We start from the raw sequence: 18,265 nt of genomic DNA, 5'->3' as shown, positions 1-18,265 counted from the left end.
AGGAAGATCATGCGTTCCGCGGGGCGGGCGGCAACTTATGGAAGGGCGTTTCTGTCATTCGGTCTGGCCTGGCTGACCTGCGGTTCGGTGTCGGCTGCCGAGCCCTGCGTGGTGGCCGCCGCCCCGGATATGGTGTGTGTCGCTTCCGCCGCGGATCCGCTGGCGCGGGTGCCCGGGATGTCGGACGATTCGCGGGCGGGCTATGCGCCGGGCGACCTGTGGCAGGCGGGGGGGCGGGCCTGGCGCGCCCTGTCGGTGCAGCCCGGCGCCGCGCGCTGGGCGCCGGTGCCGGTTGCGCGGCCGGGCGATGTGTTCGGGCGCCATGCCGTTTTCGCCGGTGGTACGATGCGGATGATCGGTGGCTATGCCGGGCCGGCGCTGGATGTCGCGGCGACCATTGCCGGCCGGGTTCGGCAACGGACGATCGCGATCCGTCCGGACGGCCGGTTCGATGCCCCGGCGCTGGAGGACGCGCTGGCGGCGCGTGACGCCGGGACGGCGCTGGTGGTGACGCGGATCTATGACCAGACCGGCCATCATCATGATCTCACCGCCCTGCCCGGGCATGCCGTGGCCCATATCGGGGCGGTGCGCATCGCGGGACAGGACGTGATCTCGTGGGGTGAGGAGAACGGACCGGGCGGATTCGTCATTCCGGCGGACGTGGCGCTGCCGCGCGACGGGTTCTTCTTCGGTGCCACGGGCATGGTCGCGTCGTCCAACAGCGCCACGGGCGCCGCTCCCGTTCTGGCGACCCTCGGCCAGGGGGCGGGGGCGTTCCGTGTCTTTACCGGCAGCTACACGCTCGACGGGTTCGTGCATCTGGGCGATGCCAACGGTCCCGATCAACGGAGCGGCTTCGTGCTGCCCAGCAGTCCGGCGGCGTTCGGGATCGGCGGCAGGCCGGACGGCTACAGGCTGGTGTCGTCCGACGCGATCGTGGCCCATCGCAGCGTCATCGGACCGGGGACGATGGCCGGCGGCGTCATCGGGTACAGCGGGCAGGCGCGTGGCACCGCCCTGTGGACCGGCATCGTGATGGCCGATGCCGCACCGTCGGACGAGATGCTGCGGGCGTTCCAGGCCTCGGCGGCCGCCGCCAGCCGGGACCTGCCGCAGCAGCGAAGCGTCTTCGTGGCGATCGGGGACAGCCGGACGGAGGGGTATCTGCTGGCGGATGGCGGAAACTGGCCGCTGCGCATGCAGCGGGCGGCCCGGTTTCGCAGCTACAATTTCGCGGTATCGGGCGAGACGACGCGGCAGATGCGCGCGGCATTGCCCGCGGTGGGGAGTGCCGCATGGGGGGCCACGCGCCGGGTGGCGGCCGTGTTCGGCGGGTTCAACGACCATCTGGAACCCGATGCGCTGTCGGTCGGCGAGACCGTCGCCAATCTGGCGACGATCGTGAAGACCCTGAAGACCTATGGCTTTACCGTCGCCCTGATCGCGGAGACCAATACCGGAGGGTCGCGTCGCGATGCGATCGCGGATGCGGCCGGGCGCGGTACGATCCCGGCCGATATCGTCATCGATCCGTTTGCGGCGGGGCAGCCGCTGTTCAACGTGGGGGATCGCCGGTACTGGCTGGCGGATTATACGCATCCGACTGCGGCAGGGGCGAGCGTGCTGGCGGATGCGGTCTGGTCGCGCGTGGAGCCGACGCTGCGTTCTCCGGCCGAGCGGCGCTGAAATGCGCTTCTCCGCCCGATCCGTCGTCACGTCTCCGGAGGCAGGGCCGGAGGCCGGTGGTACGCCGCCGGGCCGCGTCGACGAACCGGCTCGCCTGTCCGCCCGGGATGCGAGCCTGCTGGCCGGCCTGATCGATGACGTGCTGATTGTCGCGATTACCGATGCGACGGGGAAGATCACCTACGTCAACGATCGTTTCTGTGAGATCAGCCAGTATAGTCGCGCCGAACTGCTGGGGGCGACGCATCGGATCGTCAATTCCGGCTATTACGACGCCGCCTTCTTCCGGGAGATGTACGCCACGTTGCGCGCCGGGCAGGCCTGGCATGGCACGTTCCGCAACCGGGCGAAGGACGGGAGCCACTACTGGGTGGCGACGACCATCATGCCGAGATACGGCCCGGACGGCGTGATCGACGGCTTCATCGCCACGCGATACGACGTGACCGAACTGGTGCAGGCCCGCATGCGTCTGGACGCTCTGGCGGTCACCGACCCGCTGACCGGCCTGGCGAACCGGACCGGATTCCTGGATGGCATGTCCGCCGCCATGCGCCGGATGGCCCGGACCGGCGCGGGGGAAACCTATCTGCTGATGTTTGATCTGGACGGCTTCAAGCGGGTCAATGACAGCCACGGCCATTATGCCGGGGACATGGTCCTGTGCGCGATCGCCAACCGGCTGGCGGCCCTGGTCGACCCGGCCGACATAGTGTGTCGCCTGGGCGGCGACGAATTCGCGCTGATCGTGGACAGGAGCCTGACGGCCACGACCCTGGACCAGTTTCTGGACCGGGTGCAGACCGTGATCGCCGAGCCTGTGGATCTGGGCAGCGGGACCGTTGCCCTTTCGGGGAGCATCGGCGTTCTGCCGCTGGCGGGATACAGTTCGATCGACGAAGCGCAGAAACATGCCGACTATGCCCTCTATGCCGCCAAGCGGGCGGGCGGGCGGCAGGTGCGTCTGTTCGAGACCGACCTGCGGCGCGCCGTGAACCGGCGTTCTGAAACGATCGCGGAAGCCAGGGATGGGCTCGCGACCAACGCGTTTGAGGTATATTTCCAGCCCGTCATGGAGTCCGCGACGCGGTGTGTCGGCGAATTCGAGGCGCTGATGCGCTGGCATCATCCCTCACAGGGCCTGTTGCCCGCGGCGTCGTTCATGGAGGTTCTGGCGGATACCCAGATGACGGCGACGATGGTGGCGCGGATGACCTGTGCGCTGGTCGATGCGCTGGCGCGTTTTCGTACCCTGTCGATGGGGACCGTGGGGGAAGCCGTGCGGCTGGGTGTCAATCTTTCGCGTGCCGACCTGTTCGGTGCGGTGTCGCAGAGGACGCTGACGGACCAGATCGTGCAGCGCGGGCTGGTGCCGCGCGATTTCGTCCTGGAAGTGCCGTCCCGCCTGCTTCAGCAGGGGCGGCGCGCGGGGCATGTCGCGGAGCGCGTCGATGAACTCGCCGCGACGGGGTTCCGGATTGCGCTGGATGGGCTGGGAGAAGGGCCTGTCGATTTTCAGGCCATGCGCGGCCTGCCATTCACCAGCATCAAGCTCTGGCCTGGCTTCGTCCAGGGTGTGACCGAGCGTGTCGAGGCGCGGCGGATGCTGCGGGCGATGATCGAACTGGTCCATGCCTGCGGCATGACCGTCTGCGTCAAGGGAGTCGAGACCGCCCAGCAGGCGGAAATCGCCCTGGAATTGGGCGCGGATGCGATCCAGGGCTATGTGTTGTCACGGCCGCTCTCTGTCGAGGATGTGCTGACGCAGATGTCGCGCTGGACGGCGCCGATGCTTGGTTTCAACCGGGAGGGGCCCGCATAGATCGGGATGCGGGGCAGCCGTCCGGCGCATGCGTCAGCGACGTTGCGCCGCAAGAGCGCGCAGGTCGGCGCGGATGCGTCGGATCGGGTCCGACCAGTCCAGCGGTGTCGGCTGCTGATACAGGCGCAGGCTGTCATACCACGGGGAATCGGCGCGGCCCGACAGCCAGCGCCAGCACTGGTCGTAGCGTGACAGCATCCAGACCGGTTTCCCCAGTCCAGCCGCCACATGCGCGGTCGAGGTGTCGACGGCGATCACGAGGTCCAATGCGTTGACAAGGGCAGCCGTGTCGCTGAAATCGCGCAGGTCGGACGTGTGGTCGACCAAGTGCATCCCGGCGGGCGGCGTCGCGGCCTGGGCGGATCTTTCCCCGATCTGGAGACTGTAGAACAGGACACCGGCGGTGTCGGCAAGCGGTGCGAAGGTCGAGAGGTCGGTCGAGCGCCGCCGATCGGCCAGTTCGGCCGCCCGGACCTCGGGGTGTGGCGCACCCGCCCAGACAAGGCCGACACGCAGCGGCGGGAGGCGCTGGCCGGTCGCCGCGTCGTCCTGCTGGAAGCGTGCGCGCCAGAAAGCGGTTTTTGCCGCGTCCGCGTGGAGGAAGCCGGCGGGGGACGGAATGGTCGACAGGGTCGTGCCGAGCGCGAAGGGCAGGCTGAGAACAGGACATTGCAGATCGTGAGGGGGGACCGCCTCGTCTTCCGAAATGACGATCTGCTCGGGGAAGGATTGCCGGAGCAGGGTCAGCAATTCCCGCCTTGCCCGCACCACGACGCGGCCGCCGCGTTGCGCGGCCTGCGGAATGAAGCGTGCGAACTGGATCATGTCGCCGAAACCGCCCTCGGTATGGATCATGAGGGTTCGGTCGGGGAAGGGCGCGCCCTTCCATTGCGGCACCGTCATGCCGTAGCTGCGGGAACTGTATGTGGTCCAGCGCCACTCATATTCCCGGAAGCCCGCGAGATAGTCGCCCTGGGCCAGCAGGGAGATGGCGTAGTTGGTGCGCGTCTTGACGTTGTCGGGCGTGAGCTGGATGGCCACCTGGTGAAATTTCTGGGCCAGTTCGTGTGCGCCGCGATGATCGAGAAGGACGCCGAGATTGCTCAGGGCCAGGGCATGCGCCGGGTTGTGCCGCAGGCAGGTGCGGTAGGCTTCGATCGCGTCGTCATAGCGTTGCAGGTGCAGCAACGTGTTGCCCAGGTTGGACCAGGCGTCGGGCAGGCGCGGGTCGGACGTGACGGCACGGAGAAGGACGGCATGGGCGTCGTCGAAGCGGCTGAACGCATTCAGCAGGCCGCCGTAATTGCTCAGGGTCCTGGCGTCGTTCGGTGTGGCGGCCAGCCGAAGCCGATAGGCCGCCGCGGCCTCGTCCAGCCGTCCGGCGAGGTGCAGGGCCTCGCCGCTGCCTTCGGGATGAAGGGCCTGTTCCGGGGAGGAGCCGGCTGGCTGGGACATGAGGTGCAAACCCTTATCGGCGCGTGAAGACAAAAACCGGCTTCGGGCCTGCGCGATTTTCGGAAGATCGGTCTGGCCGCGTCTCGTCCCGCGGGCCAGGGGGCGGGATGGGACGGCGCGGGGTCAGATGTAATTTGCCAAGGTCATGTTTTTCATGTCCGCGACCAGCGTGTAGGATGCCTCGAGCTGCAATCTGATGGCGGATATCTGGGTGGCGACGGTCGCGGGATCGGCATTCGTGGAATCGCTGAGTTGGTCGCCCAGTGTCGACTGGACATTGGTCAGCAGGCTCGATTGAGCCGTCAGGCTGTCCTGGGTCGAGCCGACCGACGCTTCCAGTTCGGTGAGCTGGCTGATGGTGGTTTCGACCGAGGAGTAGAGCTGCGAGGCCATGTCCGAAAAACCGTGTGTCGACGACGACATGCCGCCGATGGACGAGGCGATCATCATGTCGCGCATCAGGTCGGAGATCGGCGAGCCGGTCGATGTCGGCGGGTTGCCGGTCGCGGCCGACGTCGTGGCGGATGTTGTCGAACTTTGCGTCGCGACGATGCCGACATTCGTCAGCGAATCGTTGTTCGTCACCGTCACGCGTTGCAGGTTCGCGGCACCCGTTGCGGAAACCGACGAGAGCGACTTCGCGAAGACGGAATTCGTGCCGTTCGGCATCGCGGCCGCGGTGGCCTGCTGCATCACCGATGTCGCGCCGGCGGTGCTGAGCGAGCCGACGATGCTCGAAATCTGAGTCGCGAGGGCGCTGTCCGAGAGCGACCCCGTGCCCGAGACCGTGGGCGTATTGGTATCGGTGCCGGAGAAGATGTAGTTCGCGCCGCTGGTCGTGTTGAGGACGGTCTTGAGTTCCGTCAGCGAGCCTTTCGCCTGTTCGGATACTGCCGCGGCCGTGCTGGTCTGGGTCGTGCCGGAAATGCTCAACAGGCTGGTCGCCAGGGACTGGGCCAGCGAGACGAGCTGGTTCAGGGCGCTGGCCGTGACCGTCAGGTCGGTCTGGGCATTTGTGATGTTGGATTGCCAGGCCTTGATCTGGGTAATCTTCGGCGAGAGGCTGATGGCGGTCGATCGTGCCGATCCGAGCCCCGCATAGGTGGGGGAGAGCGTGCCGTCACTGCCTTGCCAGGTCAGCGATTCCTGTTCCAGGGTCATCGACTTGATGCCGGCGGACAGAACCAGTGATATCGCGCCGCCGCCATATTGATTGATTGCCGAACTCATGAGTTCCTCCCCGATCGGGCGTTAATTGACGGCATTCAGAAGCGCGGTGAACATCGTCTGGACGGCGGCGACGATCTTGGCATTGGCCGTATAGGCATTCTGCAAGGCGACGACCTTGGCCATTTCATCGTTGACGTTGACCCCGGAGACATCGGCGACCTTCGCGGCCAGTACGGTCTGGACCGAAGTGCTGGCGGCCAGGCTGTTGCTGCTCGCCGCGATGGTCGCCCCCTGATTCGAAGTCAGCGCGGTGGCCAGGGCCAGCAGTCCCTGCTGACCGGTATAGCCCGTCGAGAGCGTGCCGTCCGGACCGAGATCGTCGGTCGGGGCGGCGAGATCGGGGCCGCCGGAACTGGTCAGGTCGCTGATATATTGGGCGCTGGTGCCGAATGCCTGGTTGAGAACCTGCTGGATGATGGTGGTGTCGCCGGTTGCCGTGCCGGTGGCCACACTGGTGGCCGCGCTTGTCTTGCCCGTCATGCTGTCGGTCGTGGTCGTCGTCAGCAGCGACGGCGTTGCGGTGTAGAGGGTGTTGACGCTGATCGCGGACGAAAGACCGATGATGCCGGCGGGTGTCGTCTGCGTCGGGTCGGAAGATTGGGGGACGGCCGTGCCCGTGGCGTCGGTGCCGTTGGTGAACAGCGGAAGGCCCGCATTGTTGAACCGGTTGACCAGCGTATAGGAGAACGAATCCAGTTGTGCCTGCATCGTGGGATAGGTGACGTCGCGCAGGGTGATGTTGGCGCCGAGCGTACCGCCGGTCAGATGCGTGGTGATGTCCTTGCCGTTCAGCATGATGCCGAGCGTCGATGAACCGCTGCCGCTGTAATACATGTCCGGCGTCAGGGTAGAGTCGGTGGTGCCGAGCGGCCAGGTGGTCGAGGGCAGCTTCTGCGAACTGTCATTCTGCCCGATCTGGTCGGGGCGGGTCGGAAGTTCGGTGCCGTCGGCGGTACGGACGATCATGTCGCCGTTCGCGGTCTGGGAAAACGTGACCGACAGAGTCGACGACAGGTTGGACATGATGCCAAGGCGCTGGTTTTCGAGATCGGCGGTATCGGTGCCGAGCGTCTTGAGCCTGACGATCTGCTGGGACAGGACCCCGATCTGCGTCAGGTCGGAATTGATGGACGGAATGGTCGAGGCGATGCTGTCTTCCGCATTCTGGCGCTGAGTCGCGTAGGTCGATGCCAGGGTGTGGATCGTGCCGGCCAGGGATTGGGCGTCGGCGATGACCGCCGTTTGCGAAACGCTCTGCGATGGCGTGGCGATCAGCGAAGTCAGGGTGCTTTGCACGTTGCCGAGCTGGTCGGCGAGCGTGTTGGTGCTCCCGGGATTCGATGAGGTCGAGCCCTGGACGGCCGAGACGGCGGTCAGCGAATTGTCCATCGCGGTATCGGACGCGACCTGGGCATTCTGCGCATACAGGGCGGATTGCAGCGCCTGGTTGATATTGAGCTGCGTCGCGCCGACACGCACGCCGTTGCCGATCCCGCCGACGACGCCGGTCGTGACCGTGGCGGTCTCGCTCACATACCCCGTGGTGCTCTGGTTCGAGACATTCTGCGACGTGACGCCATATTGATATTCGATCGCGTTCAGTCCGCTGGTGGCTATCGAGAGAGAGGATAACAGATCCATCGTACCAAATTCCCTGTACCAAGCCACCGTTCGCGGAGTATCGCGTTCGCCCCCTGAAACAGGACGGACCCCGGATGATCTTAGCGATTTGTTATCCGTTAATGGTTTCTAAAAGGTTACGCGTGGTGACGGTATCGGAACAAGGGCGGTTTTTCCCGGGAACGGTCGCGCTCAGCTCGTCGGCTCGGCCGTGATCTTGTCGATCGCGGTCTGCTGGCGGGTCGATTCGGTCTGGATCAACTGGAATGTCAGATCGTAATCGCGCTGGATTTCGACCATTCGGGTCGTTTCCGAAACGGCGTTGACGTTGCTCGATTCCAGCATGGCCTGCCGGATTTCCGGACGGGCGACGGCGTGGGTCCGGGTGGTCGGCCGAAGAAGAAAATGGCCCTCGGGGACCAGGGTCTGGATATTGTCGACCGTGACCAGTCCGATCGCCCCGATGGCGCCGTTCTGGGTCGATATCGTGCCGTCCGAGGCGACCGACAGCAGGTCTTCCTCGTTTTGCAGGACCAGGTTCCGGCCGGTGCTGTCCAGGACGGGATTGCCCGATTCGTCGACGATCGTTCCATCCAGGCGGCGTTGGAACGCGCCGTTGCGCGTCAGCCTGATGCCCTGGGTCGTGCGGACGGTGAAATAGCCTTCGCCGTTGATGGCGAAATCGGTCAGGTTGCCGGTCTGCCGGAGCGGGCCCTGAAGCTGGTCGCGGTAGGTTGCCTGATCCTGCGTGTAGGATTGCTGCTTGTCGCCGACCAGGGTGTCGGGACCCTTCTGCCTGGCGAGATATTCGGAAAAGAGCTGCCGCCCTGCCTTGAAGCCGTTCGTGTCGGCGTTGGCGAGATTGTTGGCGGTCACATCCAGGGCGTGCATCAGGGTATCGACGCGGGACAGGGCGATATAGGTCGTATTGTCCAATGTCGTTCTCCGGAAGGAACGGGTGCGGCCAGGCGCCACCGCAGGGGCGAAGGTAGCTTATTTCATCAGGTTGATCGTGCGGGTCATCATGGACCGCGTGATCTGCATGGTATTGAGGTTGGCCTCGTACGAATGCTGGGCTTCGTGCGTGTCCATGATTTCGACCATCGTGTTCACGTTCGGCATCTTGACCAGCCCGTTGCTGTCGGCGGCGGGATGCGACGGGTCGTAGCGTGTCTCGAAAGGAGTCTGGTCCTGCCCGACTTCCTTGATGCCTACGCTGGAGACGCCGGAGGCGCGATTCAGGACTTCCTTGAACGTGACCGTCTTCCGCCGATACGGGTCCGAGCCGGGAGTCGTGCCGGTGGTTTCCTTGTTGGCGAGATTTTCCGCCGCGACCTGGAGGCGTTTCGCCTGCGCGCGCATGCCGGCGGCGGAGACGCCCATCGTGTCGGAGAAATCCATGGAAATGCCTTGCGCGATCAGGAGGAGGAGGAACCGAGGGCGACCGAGAACATCGACATGTAGACGGAATAGGCATTCGTCGCGAGACGCTGCTGGTCGTTCGTGTCCGCGATCTTTTCCAACTGGTTCTCGATGTCGACCTGATTGCCGTCGATGGACGTATTGGTGCCGGTCCGCTTCGCCCCGCCACCCGTGCCGTGGCCGGCCAGATGGCCGGGTTCGGTCTGTGCGAGCGTCATCGACATCTGGTTTTGCAGCACACCCTGAAAAGACGCGATGTCCCTGGGCGTGTAGCCCGGCGTATTCGCGTTGGCGACGTTGCCTGCCAGCACCGATTCACGCTGTTGCAGCCATTGCAGCCGTCGCCCGGCCAGATCGAGCACATCCGTGCCATGGGCCTGCGACATCTGGGAAGACAATGCTTCCAGCATATGCTGTCAATTCCCCTGGTCTCTGTTCGCGTCCGCATGCTGGACGTTCAGTACATCTATATACGGCGCGTCGGCGACTGAATAGCGGGCGATTGCCAAAAAGCGGGCTTTCAGGGAAGGGCTGAGGCCTGGGATGCGGTCATCGCGCCGCCTGGCGCGGTCAGCAGCTTGAAGACGCGTCCGCGATCGCCGTCCAGCATCCGGTCGCCGACCCGCCCGGTGATCCAGCCCAGTATAGGCTGGTCGGCCGCCTGCGAGGCGTCCGAGGCCAGGCGAAGGGCCAGCGCCTGCTGCGCCTCGGTCAGTGGGCCGGTTGGTGGAATGATGTCCGCGGCCATCCTGCGTACGTCGCCGGCCGCCGCCGCCCATTCGCCCCGCCCTTCATGGATGCGGGCGGTGATATCGAGGGCGGATGCGTTCGTACTGTCGTGCAGCAGGGAGAGGGCCTTGGCCTGGTCGCCTGTCGCCAGCGCGATGCGGGCGGCGATCACCTGCCGGGAGGTCCTGATCTCGTTCGGAAGCGTCGGGTCGTCCGTGCGCGCCAGGGCCTGGGCCGCTTCCTGGGGCTGGGCCCTTTCGATATCGGCTTCCGCCAGGGCGGCGCCCGCCAGCGCGCGCAGGTCGGGGGCGACGAGCATGGGGATCGCATCGGAAAACGCCTGGGCCGCGTCGTCGGGCAGGCCGAGCTTGAGAAGCATCTTGCCGTAGGAGGCCAGGATGTTGCCTTTCTGGGGGCCGGGCGGCAGGTCGGGCAGATGGACCTTCAGGGTCGCCGCATCGTGCAGCAGGCTTGTCTTTTCCGGTCCGGAAGGGGGGGAATCGGCCAGGCCGGTCAGGGCCCGGGACAGGAGCGGCGCCACCTTGTCCTTCGATGTCATGTCGGGATACGCGCGGGCCACGTCGATCGCCTGGAGGGCGTCGTTCCATTGCCTCGCCTGCATGTAGGCATCGGCCTGCATCAGGCGGACCGTCGCCTCGCGGCCGGCCAGTCGGGCGTCAGGCATCATCGTGTCGAAGATCTCGGCCGCCGCGTCCGGCTTGATATGGCCGTCGGCGAGGTCGAGCGACGTTTTCTCCTCCAGCGCCTTTTCCGCGACCTGCGGGTTCTGGTCCCCCGCAAGGGTCTGGAAGGCGGCATAGGCGATGTCACGCTTGCCGGAGCGCAACTGCCGGAATGCCGTGGCCAGTCGATAGGGCGATCCGGCCGGCAGGTCGTCGAGCGCCGCGAGGTCGTCCGGCGCGCCGTGGCGGCTGATCTCCTCGGCGGCGATCGGCAGAAGCAGGTCGCGAACCGGGCCGGGATAGGATTTGAGCCGTGTGAAATCCCGCGCCAGGAGATGCGCCGCCTCGGCCTGGTTCCGGCCCGTCGAGGCGAGATAGAGCCCCTGCCAGAGCTGGATCGCGCGTTTCTGGCTGGCCGGCCATGGGCCGTCGAGCATCGAGGCGCCGTCGAGGTCTCCGCTCAGCAGGGCGGATGCGGCCAGCACGAACCTGACGTCGGGCAGGGCGGCTTCTTCCGGGTCGTCCTGGAGGGCGACGGTGAGGATGCCGCGGGCCTCGACGAAGGCGCCCATGCTGAAGGCGGCCTTCGCCGCGTCGAGGCGCCGGGTGAACCGATGGAACGGATCCGAATCCGCCGCGGCGAGAAGAGCCTCGTGATAGCGTCGGCTCAGGACATCCAGGGGCAGGTCCCGCAATCCCAGCCATTTCAGATCGACATCATTGGCATAGACGGCACGGCCGTGATCGAGGAAGGCCTTGCCGTCCTCGGTCAGGAGAATGCCGCTGGGGACGGGCTTCAGGTCGATGCGCGCAGAGTGGGCTGCGATCACGACGCCTTCCGTCGTCGGCCAGACGTCATAGCCGTCGCCGTTGCGGAGGGAGAGGATGCCGCCGTCGTCGGTGGTCGACGTGCCGACCAGGAGCCGGTCTCCGGAGGCGGGGTCCGAGATCGAGAGCACGCGCCCGGACCTGCGCATCGGGTACAGGATGCCGATATCGGTATATTGCGGATTGATGACGCGCCGGTCGTCGTCGCCACCGGGAGGCGGCCTGTCGCCCAGCACCCATCCTTCCGCCTGTTGGGAAAGATAGAGGCGTCGCGTGTCGGGAAGGCGAACCTGGATCAGCGTCGCGTCGGGCAGCGTGTTGACGGACAGGGTCGAGAAGAGCCCGTCGCCGCGAAGGGCGCTGGTGTCCATCGGTTCCGCATTGTCCACGACAATGATGAATCTGTCGCCGCTCTGGAAGGCGGCGATACCCATGCGCGGAGGCACCGGCAGCAGGATGCGGTTGGTGGAGGGGGCGGCCGGCTGCGAAGCCCCGGTGCCCGGCTGGGGGGCCGGGGTCGATTGCGCGCGGGAAGGTGCTTTCGGGGCGTTGCGCGCAGCGGCCGCGCCACTGGCCGATGCCGTGGCGGGCGGCGGGGGGTCCATGAGCGACGCCCGCCACGAGGACGGGAGGCCCTTGAGCATGATCGACTCAGGGAGCGCGACGTCCTGCGGCGCAGCGGGCAGCGCAGCGGTGGCCGGCGGCGGCGGAGCAGGAGGTGCGCTCGCGGGCGCTGGTCCGTTCCGGCGGCCATGATGGTGGACCGCAGCCTGCGGGGACGCCCCCATGACGGGCATGAGGGCGGAGCAGGACAGATACAGGCAGACTGAAAGCGTGACACAGCGTCTTGCGCGGGGAGATCTGCTGGAAGGCACGTGTCTTTAATCCTGACGGGAACGGGATCCCCGTTGTCTCGAGGTCATCGTCTCTGAGCGGGTCTTGATCGCTGATGTCCGCAAAGACAGGATTGAGATGGCCATGTCATCCGGCGGGGCGCCGCCGCTCGTCCCTTGGAAAGCCGTGCGGGCGAACGCGCCCGCACGACGGCGATTCAGGCGAAGAGATCAACCGCGCTCGCGGTCGCGGATTCCTTCTTGTTCGTGGTGCCGCCGGGTACGAGCTGACCGCTGGCGTCGAACGTCATGGATGAGGACGACCCGTCGATGCCGCTGAAGCTGACGGTGGGGCCCGTCGCCGCCGCGTGGGCCGGGCGGGCGTTGTGATAGGCCGCATGAGAAGCCGCCGAAGTCGCCTGGCGGATGCTGGACGCAAGCAGCGAGGCCGCCGTGATGTCAACCATTTCGTTATCCTTCAAAACCGGGAACCATGGAATTCGAACCGGTAACGCGGCCATCATGACCCTATATTTCGTTCACGAACAGGCCTGGCGACCTGGGGGCGTGAGGCGGAGCGACCTGAACAGGTTTCCTGATAACGGTCCTTAATCAGGCACGCCGCCCTGTTCCTGCACCGATCGCGGCATGCGGCTATCATGGTCCGGGTCTAGCTTCCAGGAGACGCCGTGTGCAAGTTACAGAAGTGATTCGGCTGTATCCCGTAATATAACCGATCAATGTTTCCTTCAGTTTATGGGATGGAGCCGGCTTCGCCAAGCCGCTTTTTTTCGTTTCAGGTCTTGGCGGCGCTCCTGGACCGTTTGGATGCGCGCGTGCGTCGCCGGCGCCCGCGGCGACGACGGAGAAAGAGGCGGGGGCAGGGGATTTTTCGTCGACGACAAGGGTGTCATGGCGGGGCGTGACCTTGACATGCACAGCTATATGAGCGCTTCTGGTAACGCCATCCATCCTGGAATTGAACAGGTGCGGCGACTTGGCCGGAATCGCCAGAAAAAGGGATAGGGGACAAGTATAGTCCCGTATTCTTTCCGCTCAATGGCTATGCATTTTTGACGGAAGCAGATATGCGCATACTCTGTGTCGGCGAAGGTTCGGGTCATGATGATGGCCGGCCCTATGTGGGTCTGTCCAAGGCCGCGCTGGAGGGATCGGTTTCGATTACGATGTCCGGCCACGCGGGGGTTGTGGAGACGCTGCGGCGATCGCATTACGATATCGTCGTCATCCAGCAGGCGACGCCGGACATGAAGCTGCTGCGTCATATCCGCAATAGTCGCGTTCCGACGCCCGTCATGATCATCGTCCGTGATTCCACGCCGTCGGCGGTGGCGGAACTGCTGTCCATCGGTGCCGATGATTGCGTGGCGGCTTCGGTCGAACCGGTGGAGTTGTTGGCCCGGCTGCGTGCCATCGTCCGGCGGGTCAGCGGGCATGACAGCCTGACGCTGCATATCGGCCGGATGACGGTTGGTGTCGACCGGCGGGAAGTCCATGTCGATTCCAAGCTGGTACCCCTGACGCGCAGGGAATACGATCTTGTGGAACTGCTGGCCCTGCGCAGGACGCAGGTGCTGAGCAAGGAGACGGTTCTGGATAGCCTGTATGCGGGAGAGAGCGAGCCCTACGGCAAGGTTATCGATGTCATGATCTGCAAGATCCGCAAGAAAATGCGTAATTTCGGGATTGACGAACCGTTTACGACCCTGTGGGGGATCGGCTATCGCCTGAATGAGACCGCCTTTGCTCCGCTGGGAGCGCGTGCGGGGGCCACCGAAAACAGGACCGACCAGCCGGCTAAGGAATCCTGCATTCCCGTCATGTCCGGGATCAATATCATGAACGCGTCGACGACGCTGAATCTCGTCTGAGTCCGGCCCTTTCGGTCCTGGAGACCGGAGGGACCGGCCGGGGTCAGGACGCGGCGTTGTCCGAGGCGGCGTTGTCCGAGGCAGTATCGTCCGATCCGGCGGCGGTCGAGCCGGTGCTGGTGCCGGTACCGGATGAGACGTTGGTGATGTTGGACATCGGGATGGTGGCGCTGCCCATCTGGACCTGCATGTCGGATGTTCCCTTCTGGATACCGGTGATGGTGCCGGTCACGGTGAAGGGCAGCGCGGATGTGGTGCCCGAGGCACTGACGGTCTGCACCGACACGCTATAGGCGCCATCAGGCAATTGGTTGCCGTTATTGTCCTTGCCGTCCCAGGTCCAGTTATCGGTGCCGGCACCGGCGGTCGCGACGACATCCTTGACGATGGTACCGGCGGAATTCGCCACGGCGATCGCGACGGTCTGGCCGGACGTGCCCGTGAAGCTGAGCGAGGCGGAATGATTCTGCAACGGCAGCGTCGTCGTGTTCGCCGTGGCCTGATGGCCGACCAGGGTGGTATCGCTGCTCATCTGGCCGCTTTCATTCAGCGAGATCAGCGAGGCCAGCTTCGTGTTCGTTTCGACCTGCTGCTCCACTCCGGCAAACTGCGCGAGTTCCGAGGTGAAGGTGTCGGTATTCATCGGGCTGCTCGGGTCCTGATTCTTCAACTGCGTGGTCAGGAGAGACAGGAACGTGGTGTAATTATCGGCCAGCGAGGACAGCGCGGATGACGAACTGCTGTCGGTGCCTGAACTGCTCGTCGCGGAACTGGTGTTCGCCGCATTCCTGGCGGCGGCTTCCGCCGCCTGGATCAGTTGGGTCTCGTTGCCGACACTCGATGTCGTCGTCATCTGGCTGTTTCCTTTCTGTCCGCGACGGCCATCGGGATCATGCAGTAATATTGACGCCGCTTCCGGCTTGGGAGTCGGAGGACCTTGCGGAGCGCACGCTCTTCTGTGCCTCGATATCACCAGTTCCCTGGCCTGGGAATGCGGTATTGGCGTTCCAGAGATTGCCGCCGTACGATTGCTGGCCATTCTGTCCGGGACCGCCGCCGAACATGCCGCCTGAAAAATTGCCGCCAAAAGCGGTGCCGTCGGCGTTCTGGCCCTGGCCCTGGTTCTGGAAATCGTTGCTGTTGCCGCTGCTGGCAGCGACGACGTCGATTTTCAGGTTGCTCACATCCACGCCGGCGGCGCCGAGTGCCGCGACCAGGTCATGCCTGTTGTCGGCCAGGTGGCGTGCCGTCGCCTGGTCTTCGCTTTGAAGAATCACATTGGTCGTCTGGCCGTCGGTTCCATCCAGCCGCACATGAACCGGCGTGGAATCATCGGTCAGGATGGTCATGGAAAGGGAGGTCGATCCATCGACGGACTGTGTCGTGATCGGAGACGAGGTGATATGGCCGTCCGTTTCATGGGAGGCGCTGGCCGGCTTCTGGCTTGGGTCCGCCCGGGTTTCAGACAGCGTATTGTTCAGCGTGGTTGCGAAGGTGCCCGAGGGGGCAAGGCCAAGAGCCGGGTCGAGGACGCTTGCCGTCCGTGGGTTGGCCTGGGCATTCGTCTCGTCCCGGTCGGTGTTGGCGGAATCCGGGTGGCCGGCCATGGCGGTGAGGCCGTTGCCCTGCGCGAGAGAACCGTCCGCGCTATCGGGAGACGGCGTACCGCCGGAGGTGGCCGGGGCCAGGGCATCGGCCGGGTGTGGCAATGCGGCCGCGATCGGGCTGCGGGGCTGGGCACTCTGACTTGCCGAAGCACTCTGCTGCGGTGCCGCCACGCCGGGCGCGGGGGAGAGAGAGAGCGCGTCGGTCGCAGGGTCTTGCGGGACGGATGCGGTGGCGTGCGAGGCATGGCCGTGGTCGCCTGCCGTGGTCGCGGCCGCCTGGAGCGATGAGTGCGGCACGGCGGTGGCCGCGCCCGTCGGGAGTTGTGGCGGGGTGGTGGCCGGGACCGGCTGGCTGGTCGGTGCCTGTGTCGCCGCGACCTGCGGGGTGGCCTGGTCGGGAATCGTCGCCATGTCCGCCGAAGAAGACGCATGGGAAACCAGGGAGGCCTGCGTCGCTGCGATCTGGACCGTGGGCTGGTTGGAGGCCGGTGCCGTGGTTGCTGATGGCTGCGGGGAGAGGGTGATTGAAATCGGCTGGCCGCCTGGCGCCTGCGCCGTGGCGGGCGTGATGGTGGGCTGGCTGGCGGCGGATGCCGTGGCTGACTGCGGGGAGGGGGCGGCCGGGATCGGCTGGCCGCCTGGCGCCTGCGTCGCGGCGGACGCGGTGGCGGGCTGGCCGGAGGCGGGTGCCGTGGCTGACTGCGGGGAGAGGGTGACCGGGATCGGCTGGGCGTTTGGCGCCTGCGTCGCGGCGGGCGTGGGGGGATTCTGGCTGGCTGCCGTTGCCGTGCCCGTCGATGGGAGCGGGGAGGCTGGCGGCATGTTCGTCGGGGTCGTCTGGCTGGCTGCCGCGGTCAGGATGCCTGTATCGGTTGGCGGCGAGATGGAGGCGGCGGCCGGGTTCGGCTGGATGGCTGGCGCGCCCGTGTCGTCCGACTGCGGTGGAGACGCTGGAGGCAGGCTCTGCTGGAGGCCGATGGTCTGGGACAGGACGTCCGCCAGCAGGCTCTGGGATGTCTGGTCCGGTGCCGTGGCATCGCCGGCCTTGGGAGCGGAAAGGGTCTTGGTCGTCCGGTTGGCTGTGGACGGGCCGGGTGGGGAGGCGACTGCCTGGACGGTCTGTGATGCGACCGGATCATCGGCCGGAGGCGCGGCGGCGTCCTGCGTCGCCGCATGCCGGGCGTGGCGGCTGGTCGGGCGCGTGGAAGGGGGTTGGGACGGCGGGGATGCCGCATCGTGCGTGTCTGCCCCGTCTTGCGGCGTGCCGCTGTCCGGCTCCTGGTTTGCGTTTTTGAGATGGGCGCCGAAGGTCGTGTCCGATCGGACCGGGCCTGGTGAAACCGGCGGGAGCGAACCACGTGGCGAAGAGGCCTGTGTCGGATCGGTTTTTGTCGAAACTTTCGACATCGTCATGCCCATCGGATGCCCCGTGTTTCCTGTCGCCGTCCTGTCACGCCGCGGCAGCCGCCGGTGACGGCTGCGACACCGATAATGCCGTATCGAGCTCGCTAAACGAAGGCATAAAAGCGGGCGGAATGTCCTTGCGCCCGATTTCGGCGCTGACCTGGGGGGGATTGCCCTGGAGATGCGCCACGAAGACGATCCGGATGATGTCCTGGTAGCGACCGTCCTGGGTGACCACGTCGCGCATCCGCGCCGCCAGAGGGGCGACGACGCCGTAGGACAGCAGCACGCCAAGAAAGGTGCCGACCAGGGCACCGGCGATCATTTCGCCGAGGATCGCCGGCGGCTTGCTGATCGCGGACATCGTCTTGATGACGCCAAGAACCGCGGCCACGATGCCGAGCGCCGGCAGGGCGTCCGCTATGCTCGACAGGCCCTCGGCGATATGCAGCTTCTCGGTCAGGTTCTTCTTCAACTCGCGGGCCATGACTTCGTCGAGCTGATAGGCATCGTCCATATTGAGGCTGACGAGCCGCAGATAGTCGCAGATCAGGTTGCGGGTTTCCAGGTCGTCGCGAATGGTGGGCGACTGGGCGAAGATGCTGCTCTCGTTCGGATTCTCGACATGTTCCTCCAGCGCCATGTTTCCCTTCGCATGGGCCAGGCGCGTGAAGCGGAACAGCGTGACCAGAAGCTCGATATAATCCGCCTTGTCGTAGCGGGGGCCCTTCAGCGTCAGCTTCAGGTCGTGGGGAAACTTCTTGAGCACGCCGGTGGAATTCGCCATCACGAAGATGCCGGTCGCGGCCCCCATGATGGTCAGCAGTTCGAAGGGCATCGAGGCGAGCAGAGGGGCCAGGACGCCGCCGGAGGCGACGAACGAACCGAAGACGCAGAGCAGCGAAAAGACGAGGCCCCCGATGAAGAGCATTGAGTTGTCTCCGTTTTGACTCATATGTGCCGGCCGGCGCGTGCCGGTCGCGGCTGTGTGCGATGTCGCGATCCCCGGCGATGGGATCGAGTGTTTCGGGACCTGCCCTGATCTCGCCGG

Annotated in this window: 14 protein-coding genes; 3 read left to right on the top strand and 11 right to left on the bottom strand. The window is 65.7% G+C overall.

Annotation, left to right across the window (positions count from 1 at the left end):
* Positions 1–9 precede the first annotated feature (9 nt).
* On the top strand, positions 10–1,689 hold the full coding sequence (locus HLH48_RS00470; RefSeq protein ID WP_182995534.1) for an SGNH/GDSL hydrolase family protein: 1,680 nt from the start codon (positions 10–12) through the stop codon (positions 1,687–1,689).
* Position 1,690: 1 nt separating this feature from the next.
* Positions 1,691–3,511: a putative bifunctional diguanylate cyclase/phosphodiesterase gene (locus HLH48_RS00465; RefSeq protein ID WP_182995533.1), complete on the top strand. Its 1,821-nt coding sequence runs from the start codon at positions 1,691–1,693 to the stop codon at positions 3,509–3,511.
* Between the two features lie 33 nt (positions 3,512–3,544).
* On the opposite strand, the gene HLH48_RS00460 is transcribed toward HLH48_RS00465, so the two are convergent.
* From HLH48_RS00460 to HLH48_RS00425, 8 genes are all read right to left on the bottom strand, one after another.
* Positions 3,545–4,966, bottom strand: coding sequence for a tetratricopeptide repeat protein (locus HLH48_RS00460; RefSeq protein WP_182995532.1), 1,422 nt, complete (start codon positions 4,964–4,966; stop codon positions 3,545–3,547).
* A 123-nt stretch (positions 4,967–5,089) separates the two neighbouring features.
* On the bottom strand, positions 5,090–6,196 hold the full coding sequence (locus HLH48_RS00455) for a flagellin (protein ID WP_182995531.1): 1,107 nt from the start codon (positions 6,194–6,196) through the stop codon (positions 5,090–5,092).
* Positions 6,197–6,217: 21 nt separating this feature from the next.
* Positions 6,218–7,837 carry a flagellar hook-associated protein FlgK gene (locus HLH48_RS00450; protein WP_182995530.1) on the bottom strand — a complete coding sequence of 540 codons (1,620 nt, stop codon included), beginning with the start codon at positions 7,835–7,837 and terminating at the stop codon, positions 6,218–6,220.
* A gap of 171 nt (positions 7,838–8,008) precedes the next feature.
* Positions 8,009–8,752 (bottom strand): flagellar basal-body rod protein FlgF, encoded by a 744-nt coding sequence (gene flgF / locus HLH48_RS00445; protein ID WP_182995529.1) that lies wholly within the window; start codon positions 8,750–8,752, stop codon positions 8,009–8,011.
* A 57-nt stretch (positions 8,753–8,809) separates the two neighbouring features.
* Positions 8,810–9,217, bottom strand: coding sequence for a flagellar basal body rod protein FlgC (flgC, locus tag HLH48_RS00440; protein WP_182995528.1), 408 nt, complete (start codon positions 9,215–9,217; stop codon positions 8,810–8,812).
* A 17-nt stretch (positions 9,218–9,234) separates the two neighbouring features.
* Positions 9,235–9,648, bottom strand: coding sequence for a flagellar basal body rod protein FlgB (locus tag HLH48_RS00435; RefSeq protein ID WP_182995527.1), 414 nt, complete (start codon positions 9,646–9,648; stop codon positions 9,235–9,237).
* 110 nt (positions 9,649–9,758) lie between these two features.
* Positions 9,759–12,122 (bottom strand): hypothetical protein, encoded by a 2,364-nt coding sequence (locus tag HLH48_RS00430; protein ID WP_246386608.1) that lies wholly within the window; start codon positions 12,120–12,122, stop codon positions 9,759–9,761.
* A gap of 407 nt (positions 12,123–12,529) precedes the next feature.
* Positions 12,530–12,778 (bottom strand): hypothetical protein, encoded by a 249-nt coding sequence (locus HLH48_RS00425; protein WP_182995525.1) that lies wholly within the window; start codon positions 12,776–12,778, stop codon positions 12,530–12,532.
* Positions 12,779–13,399: 621 nt separating this feature from the next.
* Between HLH48_RS00425 and HLH48_RS00420 the strand changes: the two genes are divergently transcribed.
* Complete coding sequence (locus HLH48_RS00420) at positions 13,400–14,203, top strand: response regulator transcription factor (protein ID WP_182995524.1); 804 nt, start codon at positions 13,400–13,402, stop codon at positions 14,201–14,203.
* A 43-nt stretch (positions 14,204–14,246) separates the two neighbouring features.
* Here HLH48_RS00420 and HLH48_RS00415 read toward each other — a convergent pair whose 3' ends face one another.
* Genes HLH48_RS00415 through motA form a run of 3 tightly spaced genes read right to left on the bottom strand, consistent with a single transcriptional unit; the run spans position 14,247 to position 18,145 of the window.
* A complete protein-coding gene (locus tag HLH48_RS00415; RefSeq protein WP_182995523.1) occupies positions 14,247–15,056 on the bottom strand; it encodes a flagellar hook assembly protein FlgD in 810 nt (269 codons plus the stop codon).
* Positions 15,057–15,093: 37 nt separating this feature from the next.
* Entirely contained in the window at positions 15,094–17,223 is a 2,130-nt protein-coding gene (locus tag HLH48_RS00410; RefSeq protein ID WP_182995522.1) for a flagellar hook-length control protein FliK, read from the bottom strand.
* Positions 17,224–17,260: 37 nt separating this feature from the next.
* Positions 17,261–18,145, bottom strand: coding sequence for a flagellar motor stator protein MotA (gene motA / locus HLH48_RS00405; protein ID WP_182995521.1), 885 nt, complete (start codon positions 18,143–18,145; stop codon positions 17,261–17,263).
* Between the last annotated feature and the right edge of the window lie 120 nt (positions 18,146–18,265).

The organism is Gluconacetobacter sacchari (assembly GCF_014174255.1).
Lineage (GTDB): Bacteria > Pseudomonadota > Alphaproteobacteria > Acetobacterales > Acetobacteraceae > Gluconacetobacter > Gluconacetobacter sacchari.
The sequence above is the reverse complement of the archived record's forward strand: the minus strand, read 5'-3'. Positions and strand labels throughout refer to the sequence as shown.

What these genes read in the sequence shown, in the direction of transcription:
- HLH48_RS00470 (WP_182995534.1), top strand. Translation starts at nt 10, where the DNA reads ATGCGTTCCGCGGGGCGGGCGGCAACTTATGGAAGGGCGTTTCTGTCA.
- HLH48_RS00465 (WP_182995533.1), top strand. Translation starts at nt 1,691, where the DNA reads ATGCGCTTCTCCGCCCGATCCGTCGTCACGTCTCCGGAGGCAGGGCCG.
- HLH48_RS00460 (WP_182995532.1), bottom strand. Translation starts at nt 4,966, where the DNA reads ATGTCCCAGCCAGCCGGCTCCTCCCCGGAACAGGCCCTTCATCCCGAA.
- HLH48_RS00455 (WP_182995531.1), bottom strand. Translation starts at nt 6,196, where the DNA reads ATGAGTTCGGCAATCAATCAATATGGCGGCGGCGCGATATCACTGGTT.
- HLH48_RS00450 (WP_182995530.1), bottom strand. Translation starts at nt 7,837, where the DNA reads ATGGATCTGTTATCCTCTCTCTCGATAGCCACCAGCGGACTGAACGCG.
- flgC (WP_182995528.1), bottom strand. Translation starts at nt 9,217, where the DNA reads ATGGATTTCTCCGACACGATGGGCGTCTCCGCCGCCGGCATGCGCGCG.
- HLH48_RS00435 (WP_182995527.1), bottom strand. Translation starts at nt 9,648, where the DNA reads ATGCTGGAAGCATTGTCTTCCCAGATGTCGCAGGCCCATGGCACGGAT.
- HLH48_RS00430 (WP_246386608.1), bottom strand. Translation starts at nt 12,122, where the DNA reads ATGCTCAAGGGCCTCCCGTCCTCGTGGCGGGCGTCGCTCATGGACCCC.
- HLH48_RS00425 (WP_182995525.1), bottom strand. Translation starts at nt 12,778, where the DNA reads ATGGTTGACATCACGGCGGCCTCGCTGCTTGCGTCCAGCATCCGCCAG.
- HLH48_RS00420 (WP_182995524.1), top strand. Translation starts at nt 13,400, where the DNA reads ATGCGCATACTCTGTGTCGGCGAAGGTTCGGGTCATGATGATGGCCGG.
- HLH48_RS00415 (WP_182995523.1), bottom strand. Translation starts at nt 15,056, where the DNA reads ATGACGACGACATCGAGTGTCGGCAACGAGACCCAACTGATCCAGGCG.
- HLH48_RS00410 (WP_182995522.1), bottom strand. Translation starts at nt 17,223, where the DNA reads ATGACGATGTCGAAAGTTTCGACAAAAACCGATCCGACACAGGCCTCT.
- motA (WP_182995521.1), bottom strand. Translation starts at nt 18,145, where the DNA reads ATGCTCTTCATCGGGGGCCTCGTCTTTTCGCTGCTCTGCGTCTTCGGT.